Genomic DNA, 16,731 nt, shown 5'->3' with positions numbered 1-16,731 from the left:
ACCGAAAGGAGGAGTTAAGTTATGCATTTTAACATTCGTGGAGAAAACATCGAGGTGACCGAAGCTATTAGAGCTTACGTGGAAAAAAAGGTGACAAAACTCACAAAATATTTTAACGAAACTCCGAACTCTGAAGTGCATGTCAATTTGAAAGTGTATAACAATGAACAATCCATTGAGGTTACAATACCGATGAAAGGACTCTTGCTTCGTGCAGAGGAACGTCATTTGGATTTATACGCTGCGATTGATCTGGTGGTAGAAAAATTAGAGCGTCAAATTCGAAAACACAAAACAAAAGTAAACCGTAAATTTAGAAATGCTGAAGGCACAAAGCACATGTTTACTAATGGGACAGAAGGAGTATCCACTGCTCTGCTAGAGGAAGAAGATGACTTCGAAATTGTCCGTGAAAAGCGTTTTGACTTTAAACCGATGGACACTGAGGAAGCGATTCTTCAAATGGGCTTACTCGGCCATAACTTCTTCGTTTATAACAATGCCGAAACTGGTGAGATGAACGTCGTGTACAGACGTAAAGACGGCAAATATGGACTGATTGCAGGAGATATGTAACTTAACAAAATTTATGAAAGCACGCTCTGCATGAGTGCGTGCTTTTTTTATGGAGTAATTGGCGTCAAGCATTTTGATTTTGTCGAAAATTCGATATATCTGAATTAACGTGGGATTTTTTCATTTATTGTGGGATTTTCTGAAATAACGTGGGATTTTTGGAACTCGGGTAATCTATAATGACTCTTTCACACCTAATAATGGCCAGTATTTGGACAATTTTTAACAAATCAACAGGATTTAACAACTTTTCAAGCGAAAATGTATAGCAAAACACTGTTTAGGAGGCTTATGTCATGAGAAATGAGATTCTTTTAAAACAACTTGCGTCTTTTCGTCATAATACATTGAGCGCGGTGGAAGGTTTGACGGAAGAGGAAGCGGATTTTGTTCCAGAAGGTTTTAATAACAACATCCGTTGGAATCTGGGTCACATTTATTTGGATCAGTATGACTGGCTATATCATAAAACACGCGAGGATAACCCTGCGCCGCGTCATTATCGTGAGCTGTTCGGATATGGAACAAAGCCGGAGAATTGGCAGCAAACTCCACCAACGCTTGAAGAACTGCGCAACCGTTTGATGGAGCAGGTGCAGTTTATTAAGCAGGAGTTCGGTCACCGGCTCGATCAGGAGCTTGATGAACCGACTGAACTTGGAATGAGTACGTTTGCGGAAGTTCTGCCGCGAACATTTTATCATGAAGGAATGCATATGGGCGCAATCCTCGCGATCCGAAAAGCTATCAATCTACAAAAACAAACCCAAGTAAAGTAAAAATAAAAAAGTGCAGATGCAAACGCGTCTACACTTTTTTTGCTTCATAAGAAGTTAATGACATAGATTGTTTCTTACTTCCGCATAAGTAAGGATATGAATAAACCAAACCGACAAGATAAAAGACAAACAACAGATACGCAGGTGAGAGGTGGAAATGATTGTCGTAACCGATCATAAAATGGGTACCGACTCCTGTCAGGAATCCTGGCAATCCTCCAATCGCCAGTGTCCACCAGATCCATTTTACTCCTTCTCGGTAACCCCATAATGCAATCAGCAAAAGAAGAAACCCTTCTGAAATCAATGCTCCGCCAAAACCAGCCCGGTCATGAGCGATCAATGGAATCAGCCTCTCGTTAAATGCTGAAATCTGCTCAGGGGTCAGTGAAAAGAATGATAGATCTTCGGGTACAAAAACGCCATTCATGCCGATGATCGAAATAACAATTCCAGCAGAAAGCAGGCATATTCCGGAAATAATAAACATGCTTTGCCCAAGCTGGCTCTTCTTCCAAGAGGTACTGTTGTATAAATTTATACCTTTACTGCCGATTGGCATGTTTCTTGTTTTATATAGTCCATAAATAAAAAATGGAAGGATAATGGCGTAATAGATAAAGTGAAGCTTATCGAAATAGCCAAAGCCCACAAAGTAAAAAAGATTTAGGAAACCAATGGAAGCCGCGATAACGAAAGCCTTTCTTGCCCAATGTTCGCCTTTTCGTATGCCATGATAAGAAAGCTGCATAAACATAAAACCAGCCGAGATCATGACGCCGGCTAGACAAATCCGGTCATGTGACATGAAATGAAATAATTCGTGATTATAAGCGATAATTTCCTCGCTTTTTATTCCTAAAAAAGCCTCATCATATGGTAAAAGTACGTGGGTCAGGCCGATGATCAAAGCAATGATTCCAGCAATAAACACACCCATCCCCATTAAAAATAATGAAACCCATCCATATGTTTTCTCCAGTGTTTTCTCATCATTTTCATATACATACCGTTCGTTGATCCTTTTCGGAAGACCTGGACCAGAAAAGACGAAACCGCTATGTAGCTGAACAAGAGACGCCCCACCTCGAAAAAGTTCCATGGCATCATTTGGATCATGGACACCGCCTGAAGCGATAATTGGTTTTTCAAAAGGTAAAAGCTGCTGAATGCCATTTTTTAGATAAGGAATTTCAGATTTTCCAAGTTCCCATCCTTCGTCCTTTTGAATACCTTCTCGAATCAAAAATCCATCAAAATCCAGGTGGTTATATTCATTTACATCAAATTCTGCCATAGTACTATGAGTTACTTCCAAGAAAATGGGCTTCCCCGTGATCTTTCTTATTTTCTCAATATGATCAGCAGCATCAAGACTCACAATAAAATAATCGGCAAGCTTATCGAGCATCTCTGCCAGTTGTGTTAACTCATCATAAGTTCCCTTGATCCCTATACCAATCGGAACCGACTTCTTTACCTTTTGAAGTTTTAACTGTGCTTCATCTAACCCCATATTTGAATAAAGATGTTCATACCACAATGTTTCTTCAACTGGATTGCGTGCGGTAGGCTGCGTCATAGTACAAGGTTCTAATGAGATTGGCCCGACTTCTATAAAACCAAATCCAAGATGAGAGTAAGCAGTTGTCCCTTTTAAGTTAGAATCCAATGCACCGCTTATACCGACAGGAGAAGGAAACCTGATCCCGGCAATCTCACGCTCTAATTCTGAAGGCGGCTGCATATGACCAAAGAAGTTAATGATTTTATCGCCTAGCGGAAGTCTTGCTAATGTGTTCATAAGCTGCAGCGTAAAATCACGGCTAGTTTCCGGTTTTATCCGAAACAGCACGGGTTTGAAAAACGTATGATACGACCAATCTGGCATAATTGTCACTCCTTTTTATGCCCTTTTTTATAGTTTAACGTAAAAATCTCACAGATTTTCAAAATATTTTTCCTGAAAAAAACTCTTTGTTGTATAACCCATAAAACCCCTGCAATAAATGTGTTTTAGAGGCAGGATTTCCTCTTAGGTAAGGTGAACTAATCATTATTGGGAGCGCTTACAACAGTGATTTTGTTTATATTAAAGGAGGAGAAGCAGTTATGATGATGAATGTGCCATTTCGAGTTACTAGTATGCTGGAACATGCGGAGCGTTATTTTGCTAAAAAAGAAGTAACGAGCCGTACGATGTCGGGGATTCGTAAGTTCAGTTACCGGGAGATCGGTGAACGGACTCGCAGACTTTCAAGTGCGCTTAAGCGTCTTGGTGTCCAAAAAGGGGAGCGGATTGGAACTCTCGCGTGGAATCACCATCGCCACTTAGAAGCGTATTTTGCTATTCCGGGCGTGGAGGCAGTCCTTCACACGATTAATATCCGACTTTCCCCTCAGCATATCGCATACATTATCAATCATGCCGATGACCAGATTTTAATGATCGATCAGGACATTCTACCTCTTGTTGAAGCCATAAAAGACCATATTCCGAACGTAAAAGCTTTTATATTGATGACCGATGAAGATGAGCTGCCAAAGTCACCGCTTCAGCCTCTTTATCATTATGAAAAACTTCTTGAAACCGGTGACCCAGCTTATGAGTTCCCGCAAAATGTGGATGAAAATGACCCTGTTGGAATGTGCTATACGTCTGCGACTACTGGCAATCCAAAAGGTGTAACCTACACGCATCGTTCGACGGTTCTGCATTCTATGTCACTTGGACTGGCTGATGGTGGAGCGGTTTCGGAAAGCGATGTTTGTATGGCAGTCGTTCCGATGTTCCACGTAAATGCATGGGGTCTTCCATATGCTGCAACGTGGTTTGGCTCTAAGCAAGTCATGCCTGGACCGCAGTTCACACCAAAACTTTTAGCTGAACTCATCGAAATGGAAAAAGTTACGGTGACAGCGGGCGTTCCAACGATTTGGATGGGTCTTCTTCGTGAACTGGATGAAAAGAGCTATGAAACATCCACTCTTCGTGCAGTCCTTTGCGGTGGTTCGGCTGCCCCTAAAGGAATGATCAAAGCGTTCCAGGAAAAACACAACATTCCGTTCAGGCACGCTTATGGCATGACGGAAACGAGTCCGCTTGTCATTTCAACACGGCTTAAAACCTATCAGGAAGATTTGGACGAAGAAACAAAACTAGATTACCAAGCGAAACAAGGCTATGTTGTACAAGGAGTTGAAATGAAGGTTATTGGTGCGAACGGTGAAGTGAAATGGGACGGGAACGAGATGGGAGAACTCCTGTTGCGTTCCAACTGGATCGCAGATGAATATTACAATGACGACAGGACGGAAGGAACGTTCGTCGATGGCTGGCTTCATACCGGAGATGTTGTAACAGTGGATGAGGAAGGCTTCGTGAAAATTGTCGACCGGACGAAGGACCTGATCAAGAGTGGCGGGGAGTGGATTTCGTCGGTAGATTTAGAAAATGCGATTATGGCTTATCCGGATGTGTTTGAAGCGTCCGTCATAGCGGTTCCGCATCCGGAATGGCAGGAGCGTCCGCTCGCGTGTGTCGTGTTGAAGGAAGAAGCGAAAGGCAAAACCGCAAAAGAAGATATTCTCGAGTATTTAAAGCCACAGTTTGCGAAGTGGTGGATTCCTGACGATGTGGTGTTCATGGATGAGATTCCGAAAACCTCGGTTGGGAAGTTCCTGAAACGAACCCTTCGTGATCAGCTGAAAGATCATTATATGACACCGGCTACTTAAGAAACGAAAAAAAGCATTGCTATCATACAGTTTGGGGGCAATGCTTTTATAACACTATTAAAGCGATTAGTGTGTTATACTATTCATAACCTTTAATGCATTAAATTTTTTACTTTGCCTGTACCATCTCCCTGCTCAACTTTTTGAGCGGGGTTTTTTTATTGATTATTTTTATAAATAATAAAAAAACAGGCTCTAAAGAGAGCCTGTTCATATAATCATGTAAGATTATGCTTTTTGAACGTTAGCAGCTTGAGCTCCACGAGCACCTTGCTCAACATCAAAAGTTACTTTTTGGCCTTCGTCTAAAGACTTGAAGCCATCAGTTTGGATTGCAGAGAAATGTACGAATACGTCGTCTCCATTTTCGCGTTCGATAAATCCAAAACCTTTTTCTGCGTTAAACCATTTTACTGTACCTTGTTCCATTTTTGTTGCCTCCTAGTGCGTTGCCACACAATGTATTACTATCCTTGCCCAAATCTACTCTCAAGAAGAAAAATTATATTTCAAACTATTGATTACACCGAACAAAAATAATTCTAGATTCATCATAACAGTAATCTTATGAAGTTGCAAATCCCTAATGTGCTTTCTGATACCATTCCCACGTTTCGGTTACTTCCCAGAATGTAGTTGCTTCGTCATAGTCGTTCAGCGTAATATCTAAATCATGAAAAATACGATGGACTCCTTTTAGCGGTTCTACACTATCTGATTTCATGCTTAAATCTATTTTAGCAATCGCAGTTTTCATATCTGCCTTCAATGGACCCAACACAAAAGGCTGGATTTTGTTCTGTATATCTTCCTTCACATTCATCAGTTCTTCCTTATTTCTCGCAATACTATAGTTATTCCACGCATTAAACCCTAGCTCGCGGTTCCAGTACTCATGCATGACGTTAATTCGCCGCTGTATTTCAGTTACGGGTACTTTTATAGTAGGTTTGTAGATCGAGGTGCCGCTTGTTTTTTCAGCGTCCATCACGTCTTCACTTGTAGGCAGGTTCATGTCTGAGGCCATTTTTGGACCAAACAGCTCGTAATACCCCCACGTACCGATTCCTCCAATAAAAAAGAAACTCAAAACAAGTGTTAGGATAATGGTTTTACTTTTTTCGCTGCGTACTTGCTGCTGGCTCGTGCCATCCCTCTCCAACTCCGCTTTTTCCATTAAGAACCTCCCTAAATCACCTTTTTATTATTTTACCAAAATTTAGGGTTCGTGTCCTCCTTAAACTATAGAAAATTTCACATAAATAGGAATTCACATTATTCATAATGATACAATTCAAATGAAAAGATTTGGGATTTCTTGTGGCTCGTTTCACAAACTGGTAGAATAGAAGTGGTATATAATTCTCGAGAACAGGGAGCGTTTATCGGATGATTAGCATTTTGAAAAAGATTTTTCCAAGTTCCAATGATCGGACGCTAAATAGATATGAAAGAGTTGCTGAAAAAGTAGAAGCTCTAGCAGAAGAGTTTAAAGCGTTAAACGATGAAGCTCTTGCGAATAAGACGGCTGAATTTAAAAGCCGCATTGAAAAAGGGGAGTCACTAGACGACCTGCTTCCAGAAGCATTTGCGACTGTACGCGAAGCGTCAGAACGTGTATTAAAAATGCGTCATTATCCCGTACAGATCATGGGTGCGGTTGCGCTTCATGAAGGTAATATTGCAGAGATGAAAACCGGTGAAGGTAAAACGCTAGTTGCGACCATGCCGGTCTATTTGAATGCGCTTGATGGAAAAGGCGTTCATGTTGTAACAGTCAACGAATACTTGGCTCGCCGTGACTCTGAAATCATGGGGCCATTATACAATTTCTTAGGTCTTACGGTTGGATTGAATGTGTCTGACCTTTCAAAAGAAGAAAAGCGTGAAGCGTATGCTGCAGATATCACATACGGAACGAACAACGAGTTCGGCTTCGATTATCTCCGCGACAACATGGTAGTTTATAAGGAGCAAATGGTTCAGCGCCGCAATTATGCGATCGTCGATGAGGTTGACTCCATCTTAATCGATGAAGCGCGTACTCCGCTGATCATTTCTGGCTCTGCACAGAAATCTACCCAGCTTTATCAGATGGCAAACATGTTCGTACGCCAGCTGAAAAAAGATACGGATTATACAGTAGATGAAAAGACGAAGAACGTTCAGCTGACAGAAGAAGGAATCAACAGAGCTGAGCAAATGTTCTCTATCGATAACCTTTATGATTATCAGCATGTAACATTAAATCACCACATTAACCAGGCGTTAAAAGCCAACATTATCATGCATCGTGATGTGGATTACGTCGTTCAAGACGGCGAAATCGTTATTGTTGACCCGTTCACAGGCCGTTTGATGGCAGGACGCCGCTACAGCGATGGACTTCACCAGGCGATTGAAGCGAAGGAAGGTTTGGAGATTCAGCGCGAGAGCATGACGCTGGCGACGATCACGTTCCAGAACTATTTCCGTATGTACAACAAGCTTGCGGGTATGACGGGTACGGCGAAAACGGAAGAAGAGGAATTCCGCAACATCTACAATATGGATGTTATCGTGATTCCGACCAACCGTCCGATCGCACGTGATGATAGACCAGATTTAATCTATAAAACGATACAAGGAAAGTTCAAGGCGATCGCAGCTGAAATCGAGGAGCGACACAAAACAGGACAGCCTATCCTTGTTGGTACGGTTGCTGTTGAAACATCAGAATTGCTTTCTCAGCTTTTATCAAAGCGTAAAATTCATCACAATGTCTTGAACGCGAAAAACCATGAGCGGGAAGCTGAGATCATCGAGAACGCAGGTCAGCTTGGCATGGTTACGATCGCGACAAACATGGCCGGCCGTGGTACGGATATCAAGCTTGGTGAAGGTGTTATTGAAGTTGGCGGGCTTCACATTCTTGGTACTGAGCGCCACGAATCTCGCCGTATTGATAACCAGCTCCGCGGCCGTGCTGGTCGTCAAGGGGATCCAGGTTCTTCCCGTTTCTACATCTCGATGGAAGATGAACTGATGAAACGCTTTGGTTCCGATAACCTGATGACGATGATGGAGCGTCTTGGTATGGATGAAGATACGCCGATCGAATCTAAAATGGTTACAAAAGCCGTTGAATCTGCACAAAAACGTGTAGAGGGATCTAACTTTGATGCTCGTAAACAGCTTCTTCAATATGACGATGTTATGCGTCAGCAGCGTGAGATCATTTACGCTCAGCGTCAGGAAGTGTTGGATGCTGAGAAGTTGAGCGATATCGTACTGCGTATGATCGATTCAACGATTGACCGTATCGTAACGGTTCACACGCCTGAATCGGAAGTGCAAGAAGAGTGGAACACGAAAGAAATTACAGATTATGTGAACGCGGTCATGTTCACAGAGCCTGTGTTCACGGAAAAAGATTTCTACGGTTTAGACCGTGAAGAGATCATTGAGAAGATCCAAGCGAAAGTTCATACGGCATTTGCGGAAAAAGAAAAGCAGCTGCCTGCAGAACAAATCGCAGAATTCCAAAAAGCGGTTATCCTTCGCTCTGTTGACAGCAAGTGGATGGATCACATCGACCAGATGGAACAGCTTCGCCAAGGAATTCATCTTCGTGCTTACGGTCAAACGGATCCGTTGCGTGAATATCAGTTCGAAGGCTTCGAGATGTTCGAAGCGATGGTTGCTGCGATCGAAGAGGAAGTTACAACTTACATCTTAAAATCGCAGATCGAACAAAACATGCAGCGTGAACAGGTGGCGGAAGGTAAAGCTGTTGTTCCAAGCGACAAAGCTGAATCTACGAAAAAGAAACCAGTACGCAAAAAGCAGGACATTAAGCGTAATGATCCATGTCCTTGCGGAAGCGGTAAAAAATACAAGCAATGTCACGGAGCTGAGCAAGAATAAATCAAGGTTCGTGAGTGAAGAGAGTCTTTTACAGGACTCTCTTTACGCATGTTTTTAGCCCATATGAACGGGTGGATTTTTTATTGATCAATAGCATACGTTAAACAGTGGCTACAAATATAAATGAGGTGCAGAGACTATGGATTTAGTAGAAGTAAAACAGGAACTCAACGTGATAGAAAAACGTATCAACGACTTTAGGGGGTCTCTTTGACCTCGATTCAAAGAAAGCAAGAATCGCTGAACTAGACGAGCAAATGAGTGCACCGACATTTTGGGATGACCAAAATGCTGCACAAGTCGTTATTAATGAAGCGAATGGATTAAAAGAGCAGGTCAATGAATTTGAGGAACTTGCTGCATCCTATGAGGATTTGGAGATCGCACACGAGCTTGTTAAAGAAGAAGCAGATGCTGATATGCAAAAAGAGCTTGTTAAAGATACGAAAGAACTGATCGCAAAACTAAACGACTTCGAACTTCAGCTTTTATTAAACGAACCATACGATAAAAACAATGCGATCTTGGAACTTCACCCAGGTGCGGGCGGTACGGAATCTCAAGACTGGGCATCCATGCTCCTTCGCATGTACACTCGTTATGCGGAGCGCCAGGGCTATAAAGTGGAAACGCTCGATTACCTCCCTGGTGATGAGGCTGGGGTAAAATCAGTAACATTGAGTATTAAGGGACATAACGCATACGGTTATTTGAAAGCCGAAAAAGGGGTTCACCGTCTTGTGCGTATCTCGCCGTTTGACTCGTCAGGACGCCGTCATACTTCTTTCGTTTCGTGTGAAGTAATGCCTGAGATCACTGACGATACAGAGATCGAAATTCGGACAGAGGATTTAAAGGTCGATACGTACCGTGCGTCTGGTGCAGGCGGTCAGCACGTAAACACGACTGATTCAGCGGTTCGTATTACACATACGCCAACAAACACAATCGTTTCATGTCAGACAGAGCGTTCACAGATCAAGAACCGTGAACGTGCGATGAAGATGCTGATGGCGAAGCTCGTACAGCGCCGTTTAGAAGAACAGCAGGCACAGCTTGCTGAAATTCGCGGGGAACAAAAGGAAATCGGCTGGGGGAGCCAGATCCGTTCTTATGTTTTCCACCCGTACAGTCTTGTGAAAGACCATCGTACAAACACTGAGGTGGGTAACGTTCAATCTGTAATGGATGGCGAAATCACGCCGTTTATTGATTCGTATCTGCGTTCTAAACTATAAAAAGCTATGGTTCTTTTCTAAAAAATTATTGCTTTTGATTGTTAAGACTTCATTTGCAAGTTGATTGGAGCGTAAGGTGCGAGACTCCTGCGGGACCAGCGTGCCATCTACCTGACTATTCTTCTTGCAAGGCATGCGACGAGGAAGCCCGTTTCGGCAGAATATGCTTGCAGACGCAGGAGCACACATACTTCCTTGAATATGAATCTCTCTATCCATCTTCCACCAAAGCTCACTTACCCCCCGCAGAAAGCGAGCATCCTGGAGCGGAAATCAACCGGCCCTAGTAGCAACGAAGCTTACGAAAACAACCAAAAATAAAAAACTTCCGAGCCATATGCTTCGGAAGTTTTTTTAGCCTATTTTTGTGAGCTCTTTCTTAGGAACAAGTTCGATCTTTCTTTGTTGCCCTTTTTTTGCAATTTCCACATTACCATTCTCATAAATCCACACCACTTGGTACTCTACACCTTTATAAACGACACGACTTCCCACTTCTATATCCATCGCTTCACCTCAATATAAGTACCTTATGGTTAATTATACCTATAACCAACAGGAAGTAAATTGGGAAAATCATAGGATACTGATATCATTTAGCGTTACATCTATAAAGCTATTTTCCCAACTTAGAAGTTTTACAAACGATACCTTCATGTGTAGAAATGTTTTTTAAACAGTTGTTCAATAGTCGGGACAGATGTTATGTATCGCCAACAGTTCGGAATTTTCGACCGCCTTCTCACAAATTTTAGAAAAAGCTAGAAAACCTTAAACGTTTGTTTAAATGTCCTACATATTAGCTTAATAATTTGGCTTTATTCTTAATTGTGCAAGATAAATATTTGGTCTAGGGGGAAAATGGAGTGGAAAAGAAACCATTGGACAGAAGAACCTTTTTAACATATTTAGGAACAGGCGCAACAGCACTGGCAGCAGCTACATCTGGATTAGGTGTTTTAACGGAGAAAGCTAACGCTCAAACAGACAGCTTAATGCGCATGAAGCCTCGTAAACAAGGTTTTAAGTTTCACCCAATCGCACCAACTGATAAAGACGACCTTGTTCTTCCAAAAGGCTATAAATATGAAGTGATCGCATCTTACGGTGATGTGATCAACAAAAAAGGCGACACATTTGGTTATAATAACGATTTTACAATGTACTTTCCAATTGAAGAGTCAAGCGAACAAGGATTGCTTTGGGTAAATCACGAATATACGAATCCTTTATATGTAGAAGGCGAAAAGGCAGGGGACAAGTATACAGCGGCTCAAATTGAAAAAATGCTATACAACCAAGGTGGTTCCATTATTGAAGTTCAAGTAACAAACGGAAAATGGACGCTGAACAAGGATTCTGAGTATGCCCGCCGTATAACAGGTTTAACACCTTTCGCCTTAACCGGTCCAGCCAAAGGAAACGCAGCAGTTTCTGGAGCAACTTCTGTTCAGGGTACATTTGCAAACTGTTCAGGCGGACGTACACTTTGGAACACAGTAATGTCTTGTGAAGAAAACTATGAAGATACTTCTGAAGCAGCTGGTTTAGACCAAACACACTACGGGTGGGTGATTGAAGTAGACCCTTTCGATCCAAACTTCAAAGTAAGAAAGCATACAGCTCTTGGCCGCTTCAACCACGAAAATGCAAGCATGGGCCTCTCTAAGGATGGACGTGTAGTCGTTTATATGGGCGATGATAAAAAAGATGCTTGCGTGTACAAGTTTGTAAGTAAAGGCAAGTACGTGGAAGCAAACGGCAAAGCGAACAGCAAGCTATTAGAAGAAGGAACACTTTATGCAGCAGACCTTCAAAAGAGCAAGTGGGTAGCATTAACGATCGAAGCCGTTCGTGAAAAAGCAGCAGGTAAAGCGGAACTTCTCGAAAAGTTTAAAACACAAGCTGATGTGGTTGTGAACGCACATGACGCTGCAATCCTTTTAGGTGCAACACCTACGGACCGCCCTGAAGACGTCGAGATTTCGCCTTTAGACCAAACGGTGTTCATCGCACATACAAACAATGACAAGCATGGAAACATTCATGGACACATTACACGCTTTTTTGAAAAGGACGGAGACCATGGAGCAGAGGAGTTTGACTTTGAAATCTTCGCGGCAGGCGGACGCCAAAGCGGATTCAGTGCTCCAGATAACTTGACGTTTGATTCAAACGCCAACCTTTGGACCGTGACAGATATCTCATCAAGCAAACTGAACTCAGATGCGTGGACAAGCTTCGGAAACAACGGAATGTTCATGATTCCGACAGTTGGACCCGACAAAGGGGTAGCATTCCAGTTTGCATCAGCACCAAAAGAAGCAGAGTTGACGGGACCATCCTTTACACCGAATGAAAAAACATTATTCCTTTCTGTACAGCATCCAGGAGAGGAAACGGAAGATAAAGCAAATCCAACAAGCACATGGCCGCAAGTTCGCGGAGGCAACACACCGCGTCCTTCAGTTGTGGCAATCACTGGCTTTAAGTTTTAATGAGTAACAAATTCTAAGGAGGCGATCCACATGGGTTTCACTAACATCGGAGTACCTGGATTGATCTTGATCTTAATCATCGCGCTTATCATCTTTGGACCATCAAAATTGCCAGAGATCGGACGCGCATTCGGAAGTACGCTTCGTGAATTCAAGCATTCTGCAAAGGATTTAATGTCTTCTGATGAAAAAGAAGAAAAACCGCAGTCAAAATAAAGAGTGATATTTGGAGGGAAGATGCGGGCGCAGTTGAAAGCTTGCATCTTTTCTCTTTTACAAAAGGAAGGAGGCTAAAGTGTGAAAGCGGAAGAAATGTACTTTGTGGAGCATCTTGGTGAGCTACGAAAACGGATCATTATAACGCTTGTTGTGTTTATGACAGTTCTAACCGTTTCGTTCTTTTACGTTCAGCCGATCTACAGCTGGCTGATCCGTGATTTAGATCAGCAATTAGCTGTCCTCGGACCAAGCGAAATTCTTTGGGTGTATTTTATGATATCTGGCGTGATTGCGATCGCACTCACCATTCCGGTAGCCGCTCATCAAACGTGGCTGTTTATTAAACCGGCGTTGAGTAAAAGGGAGCAAAAGGTGACGCTGTCGTACATTCCAGCCTTATTTTTATTGTTTTTGTTAGGATTGTCATTCGGCTATTTTATTGTCTATCCGATGGTGCTGAACTTTTTGCTTGGATTATCAGAAGGGCACTTCCAAACCTTTTTCACATCGGAAAAATATTTTAAGTTCATGCTGAACTTGACCCTGCCATTTGGATTCCTGTTCGAGATACCGCTTGTGGTAATGTTCTTAACGTCATTAGGTATCATTAATCCAGTGATGCTGACCAAAGCAAGAAGGATCTCTTATTTTGCACTCGTCGTCGTAGCTGTTTTGATCACACCGCCAGATCTCGTTTCTGATTTTCTTGTGGTGATTCCGCTGCTCGTCCTGTATGAGATCAGTATCATGCTGTCAAGATGGGTGTACCGGAAGAAGCTAGTCACTGAACAATTAGAGGAGCAGGAAGAGAAAGTCGTACAAATGAAAAGACCTTCATAAAGACAAAAAGGAAGCCTGAAAACGGGCTTCCTCTTTTTATACAAAATGATTAATGCGTCTGTTCTTATCGGCTATTAACATCGCATACTCATTTGCTTTTTGAATATTTTCTTTTTCCATATGATAATCAAACAGCTTGATTTCATAATGTTCAGCAGGAAGGACATATCCTAATTTTTTCAAATAGGGATACATTTCTTTCTCAAGGTAGTCATAATAACGTTCGTCTTGCTCTGTCAGACGATAATAATGAAGCTGGAAAAAATGGGTGAACGTTGTTGAATCAATGTCCTTTGATAGTTTTAATCCTTTTTCAGCAAGTGATATGAGCTCGTTTTTAGATTTTTTCCCTAATTGTACGGAAGCATTAATGAATCCTTCTAGTGAACCAATATATTCTGGGGTAGAAGGGTCTTTTAAGTTCATCGATTCATGATAATACTCACAAGCTTTTTCAAAGTTTTCATGAAGGATGCAGTGATAGCCATAGTTGTGAAGAAGAAGTGCTTTTTGCTTTGTTAACCCAAAGTTATCACACATTTCAATCAGCTGTTCATATTTTACATCTTGAGGACCGCACGTAGTGTCATGTCCTACTTGTATGAGCATCAGCATCTCCGTTTCAATCACTCTCACATAGCAATGAGCTTTTTCAAAAAAACGAAGAGCCAGACTGGCGTAATAATAGGCGAGCACACGAGAATTGATAGAATGATACGCTACGGCCAAGTGATAGTAATATTCGGTGTTATGGTAGTGAGCTGGATCAATCTGCTTTAATAATTCAATAGCTTCCAAATAATCATGTTTGCATTGAAGCCCGTAGATCCCTTTTATATGGAGAATCATATTTTTATCAAGAGGCGTAGGGTTCTGCCATTTGTCCATCTCTTGGATGATGGATTGCGCCTTGGTGTGATCTCCAGTCATCAAATAGAACCTGGCTAATAGAAGGGTGTGCGACCGGTAGAAATCAGGAATCTGCAGCAAAGCAATTTCCTCAAGCTGCTGTTTAAGAGTTTCTGCCTTCGCATGAAGCTTCATGATAATGGCTTCTTCCCATTTTTTTAAAAGGGTGTCTAATCCTTTATAGGTTTTGATCTCGCTTTCTATGTCGATCTCAAGCCTGTCCGCTAAAAATTGGATCGTTTCCTTGGAGACTTCCGTTAAACCCCGTTCGATTTTGCTGACATGCGTAATCGAACAAATGCCGTCTCCGAGCTCCTTTTGCGTCATATTTTTGCGTTCACGATAGAACTTAATGATTTTTCCTTCTAGCATGACTTCATCTGCCCCCATCATAAACCGCTAATATTTGATACTTCTATTCTACTAAAGAAAACCCCAATTCGGTTTTACGTTTCTTAAGTCTAAGTTCCTATTTCTCTCTTTGAGTTACTGTGATTTACCGTTAAGTTATTAGTTGAAATAGGCTGTGAGTCATGGGTAAAAACCCGATAGCGTACATCTGGTGTATGCTTTATAATTTGAATAAACGAAATTTTCAAAAAAGAGGACGGAAAGGGATGCAAAGGATATGAAATATGTACAAAAAAATTATCTTAAGCAAAACCAGCATATGGATGACTCACCAAGTCCAAGAAAACAACATCAAGGCAAACATTAGAAACCATCCTGGCAGAACTGGGGATTCAGCAATAAGCGATTTTTGTGGCAGCCTTTAAGGGCTGTCTTTTTTCATTTAATCATCTAATAGAGAATTTAAATGGTAGGTTCGATCTTTTGTTGTACCACTGAAAGGGAGGTTGAGAGAGTGCAGGAGATGATAAGATTGGCTGGTTGATGGAAGATTCAAAAATTGCATACATTCTCTGTTTGTAATTCCTGTAGAGATGAATCTTGCATAATCTTGTAATGCAGAAATATGTGCACGGTGATATATTTCATTGCAAGTGTAACAAAACCAGCTTCTTTTTTTCCTAACGAGCAAAACATTTTCGCATCTGGGACAAAACACACCTTTGAGTAACTCCTCACTTTTGATATTAAACAACCCGCATAGGTCAGGATTGTAAGGTGTATGTAGTTTATTTAATCGTTTAACGAGCCTTTTAAGTTCCTTTTTCGTTAATTGATCTTCATTGTATTTTTGTCTAAATCCATCAAACCGCTTCTTTAGTTCAGCGCTTTTTATCACTTTATAAAGAGCATCCGTATGAGAAGGTGCACTTTCAATGAGAGTCTTTGGATTCGTTATCACTACAAGCGTTTCAATCGGAATGAATGGGGTCTTGTAAAGTTTCATAATTTCCGCAAGATGATGGGCTTGTCTTTGAACTTGATAAATAGGATCCTCGAATGACTCTTTGATATCATCAATCTTTCTGATGATTTGTGAATAAAGATTATCGAAGAAAATATGTCCTGAAAGATTTTTAATCTCTAAAATAAGGAGGAATTTTTGGGTAAGTATGAGAGTATCAATTTGAAAGTAATATTTTTCATGCAGAATTCTAATATTATGCAGAAAGATAATTTCGTTTAGGGGTAAATACCTGTAGAAGTATTCTAATGAAAGTTCACCTTTAAATCCTGCTATTTGACGGGCTAAATAATCCTCAATTTCTTTTCTTTTAGGATGAGCAGGTAATCTCTTTAAAAAAGCAGACAAATTATCGATTAAAAGGGGAGTTTTTCGCTGATTTTCTATCGTTTTCACTTCCTATCAATAGTCTATAAAAGATAAAACTTATAATGGTGCATTCTTTCGTTTTATACAAAAAGCAATTTTCTTAAATTTGACATAAGAATTACCGGAATCCCACGTTATTTAGGATAATCCCACGTTAAACCACTTAAATCCCACGTTATTTTCAAGAATCCCACGTTAATTTGCAAATACACGATTTTCGACATCGCACAACAAAATCCGACACCCTCAAACATCACAAAAAACTAAGTGATCGAACTTCCCGG

The 16,731-nt window shown here is 41.3% G+C and carries 14 protein-coding genes; 8 read left to right on the top strand and 6 right to left on the bottom strand.

Features of this window, described 5'->3' with window-relative positions; translation table 11 throughout:
- The first annotated feature begins 21 nt into the window (after positions 1 to 21).
- On the top strand, positions 22 to 576 hold the full coding sequence (gene hpf, locus M3196_RS07835; protein WP_251321656.1) for a ribosome hibernation-promoting factor, HPF/YfiA family: 555 nt from the start codon (positions 22 to 24) through the stop codon (positions 574 to 576).
- Between the two features lie 296 nt (positions 577 to 872).
- Entirely contained in the window at positions 873 to 1,355 is a 483-nt protein-coding gene (locus tag M3196_RS07830) for a DinB family protein (protein ID WP_251321655.1), read from the top strand.
- 28 nt (positions 1,356 to 1,383) lie between these two features.
- On the opposite strand, the gene M3196_RS07825 is transcribed toward M3196_RS07830, so the two are convergent.
- On the bottom strand, positions 1,384 to 3,246 hold the full coding sequence (locus M3196_RS07825; protein WP_251321654.1) for a dihydroorotate dehydrogenase: 1,863 nt from the start codon (positions 3,244 to 3,246) through the stop codon (positions 1,384 to 1,386).
- A 221-nt stretch (positions 3,247 to 3,467) separates the two neighbouring features.
- On the opposite strand from M3196_RS07825, the gene M3196_RS07820 reads away from it, so the two are divergent.
- Complete coding sequence (locus tag M3196_RS07820; RefSeq protein WP_251321653.1) at positions 3,468 to 5,093, top strand: long-chain fatty acid--CoA ligase; 1,626 nt, start codon at positions 3,468 to 3,470, stop codon at positions 5,091 to 5,093.
- 228 nt (positions 5,094 to 5,321) lie between these two features.
- Here M3196_RS07820 and cspC read toward each other — a convergent pair whose 3' ends face one another.
- Together cspC and M3196_RS07810 are read right to left on the bottom strand one after the other, a co-directional pair.
- The gene (gene cspC / locus M3196_RS07815) at positions 5,322 to 5,522 is read right to left on the bottom strand and encodes a cold shock protein CspC (RefSeq protein ID WP_066292827.1); all 201 of its coding nucleotides are present in this window, start codon (positions 5,520 to 5,522) and stop codon (positions 5,322 to 5,324) included.
- A 154-nt stretch (positions 5,523 to 5,676) separates the two neighbouring features.
- The gene (locus M3196_RS07810; RefSeq protein WP_251321652.1) at positions 5,677 to 6,270 is read right to left on the bottom strand and encodes a hypothetical protein; all 594 of its coding nucleotides are present in this window, start codon (positions 6,268 to 6,270) and stop codon (positions 5,677 to 5,679) included.
- Positions 6,271 to 6,482: 212 nt separating this feature from the next.
- Between M3196_RS07810 and secA the strand changes: the two genes are divergently transcribed.
- On the top strand, positions 6,483 to 8,999 hold the full coding sequence (gene secA / locus M3196_RS07805) for a preprotein translocase subunit SecA (RefSeq protein WP_251321651.1): 2,517 nt from the start codon (positions 6,483 to 6,485) through the stop codon (positions 8,997 to 8,999).
- A 139-nt stretch (positions 9,000 to 9,138) separates the two neighbouring features.
- A protein-coding gene (gene prfB / locus M3196_RS07800; protein WP_251321650.1) for a peptide chain release factor 2 occupies positions 9,139 to 10,237 on the top strand; the annotation gives its coding sequence in 2 pieces (ribosomal slippage) (positions 9,139 to 9,201 and positions 9,203 to 10,237; 1,098 coding nt in all).
- A 354-nt stretch (positions 10,238 to 10,591) separates the two neighbouring features.
- Here prfB and M3196_RS07795 read toward each other — a convergent pair.
- Positions 10,592 to 10,744 carry a hypothetical protein gene (locus M3196_RS07795; protein WP_251321649.1) on the bottom strand — a complete coding sequence of 51 codons (153 nt, stop codon included), beginning with the start codon at positions 10,742 to 10,744 and terminating at the stop codon, positions 10,592 to 10,594.
- A gap of 359 nt (positions 10,745 to 11,103) precedes the next feature.
- On the opposite strand from M3196_RS07795, the gene M3196_RS07790 reads away from it, so the two are divergent.
- The 3 genes from M3196_RS07790 (at position 11,104) to tatC (ending at position 13,794) form a co-directional block, all read left to right on the top strand.
- Positions 11,104 to 12,735, top strand: coding sequence for a PhoX family protein (locus M3196_RS07790; RefSeq protein WP_251321648.1), 1,632 nt, complete (start codon positions 11,104 to 11,106; stop codon positions 12,733 to 12,735).
- Between the two features lie 30 nt (positions 12,736 to 12,765).
- Positions 12,766 to 12,951 carry a twin-arginine translocase TatA/TatE family subunit gene (tatA, locus tag M3196_RS07785; RefSeq protein ID WP_197129014.1) on the top strand — a complete coding sequence of 62 codons (186 nt, stop codon included), beginning with the start codon at positions 12,766 to 12,768 and terminating at the stop codon, positions 12,949 to 12,951.
- Positions 12,952 to 13,047: 96 nt separating this feature from the next.
- Entirely contained in the window at positions 13,048 to 13,794 is a 747-nt protein-coding gene (tatC, locus tag M3196_RS07780) for a twin-arginine translocase subunit TatC (protein WP_276531306.1), read from the top strand.
- 36 nt (positions 13,795 to 13,830) lie between these two features.
- Here the strand turns inward: tatC and M3196_RS07775 are convergent, their stop codons facing one another.
- Both M3196_RS07775 and M3196_RS07770 read right to left on the bottom strand, forming a co-directional pair.
- Complete coding sequence (locus tag M3196_RS07775; protein WP_251321646.1) at positions 13,831 to 15,075, bottom strand: helix-turn-helix domain-containing protein; 1,245 nt, start codon at positions 15,073 to 15,075, stop codon at positions 13,831 to 13,833.
- Between the two features lie 421 nt (positions 15,076 to 15,496).
- On the bottom strand, positions 15,497 to 16,474 hold the full coding sequence (locus tag M3196_RS07770; protein WP_251321645.1) for a nuclease-related domain-containing protein: 978 nt from the start codon (positions 16,472 to 16,474) through the stop codon (positions 15,497 to 15,499).
- Between the last annotated feature and the right edge of the window lie 257 nt (positions 16,475 to 16,731).

Source organism: Fictibacillus nanhaiensis (assembly GCF_023715445.1).
Classification (GTDB): Bacteria; Bacillota; Bacilli; order Bacillales; family Fictibacillaceae; genus Fictibacillus; species Fictibacillus nanhaiensis_D.
This window is presented reverse-complemented; position numbering and strand designations above follow the sequence as displayed.

What these genes read in the sequence shown, in the direction of transcription:
- secA (WP_251321651.1), top strand. Translation starts at nt 6,483, where the DNA reads ATGATTAGCATTTTGAAAAAGATTTTTCCAAGTTCCAATGATCGGACG.
- M3196_RS07810 (WP_251321652.1), bottom strand. Translation starts at nt 6,270, where the DNA reads ATGGAAAAAGCGGAGTTGGAGAGGGATGGCACGAGCCAGCAGCAAGTA.
- tatA (WP_197129014.1), top strand. Translation starts at nt 12,766, where the DNA reads ATGGGTTTCACTAACATCGGAGTACCTGGATTGATCTTGATCTTAATC.
- M3196_RS07830 (WP_251321655.1), top strand. Translation starts at nt 873, where the DNA reads ATGAGAAATGAGATTCTTTTAAAACAACTTGCGTCTTTTCGTCATAAT.
- tatC (WP_276531306.1), top strand. Translation starts at nt 13,048, where the DNA reads ATGTACTTTGTGGAGCATCTTGGTGAGCTACGAAAACGGATCATTATA.
- hpf (WP_251321656.1), top strand. Translation starts at nt 22, where the DNA reads ATGCATTTTAACATTCGTGGAGAAAACATCGAGGTGACCGAAGCTATT.
- M3196_RS07825 (WP_251321654.1), bottom strand. Translation starts at nt 3,246, where the DNA reads ATGCCAGATTGGTCGTATCATACGTTTTTCAAACCCGTGCTGTTTCGG.
- cspC (WP_066292827.1), bottom strand. Translation starts at nt 5,522, where the DNA reads ATGGAACAAGGTACAGTAAAATGGTTTAACGCAGAAAAAGGTTTTGGA.
- M3196_RS07820 (WP_251321653.1), top strand. Translation starts at nt 3,468, where the DNA reads ATGATGATGAATGTGCCATTTCGAGTTACTAGTATGCTGGAACATGCG.
- M3196_RS07795 (WP_251321649.1), bottom strand. Translation starts at nt 10,744, where the DNA reads ATGGATATAGAAGTGGGAAGTCGTGTCGTTTATAAAGGTGTAGAGTAC.
- M3196_RS07775 (WP_251321646.1), bottom strand. Translation starts at nt 15,075, where the DNA reads ATGCTAGAAGGAAAAATCATTAAGTTCTATCGTGAACGCAAAAATATG.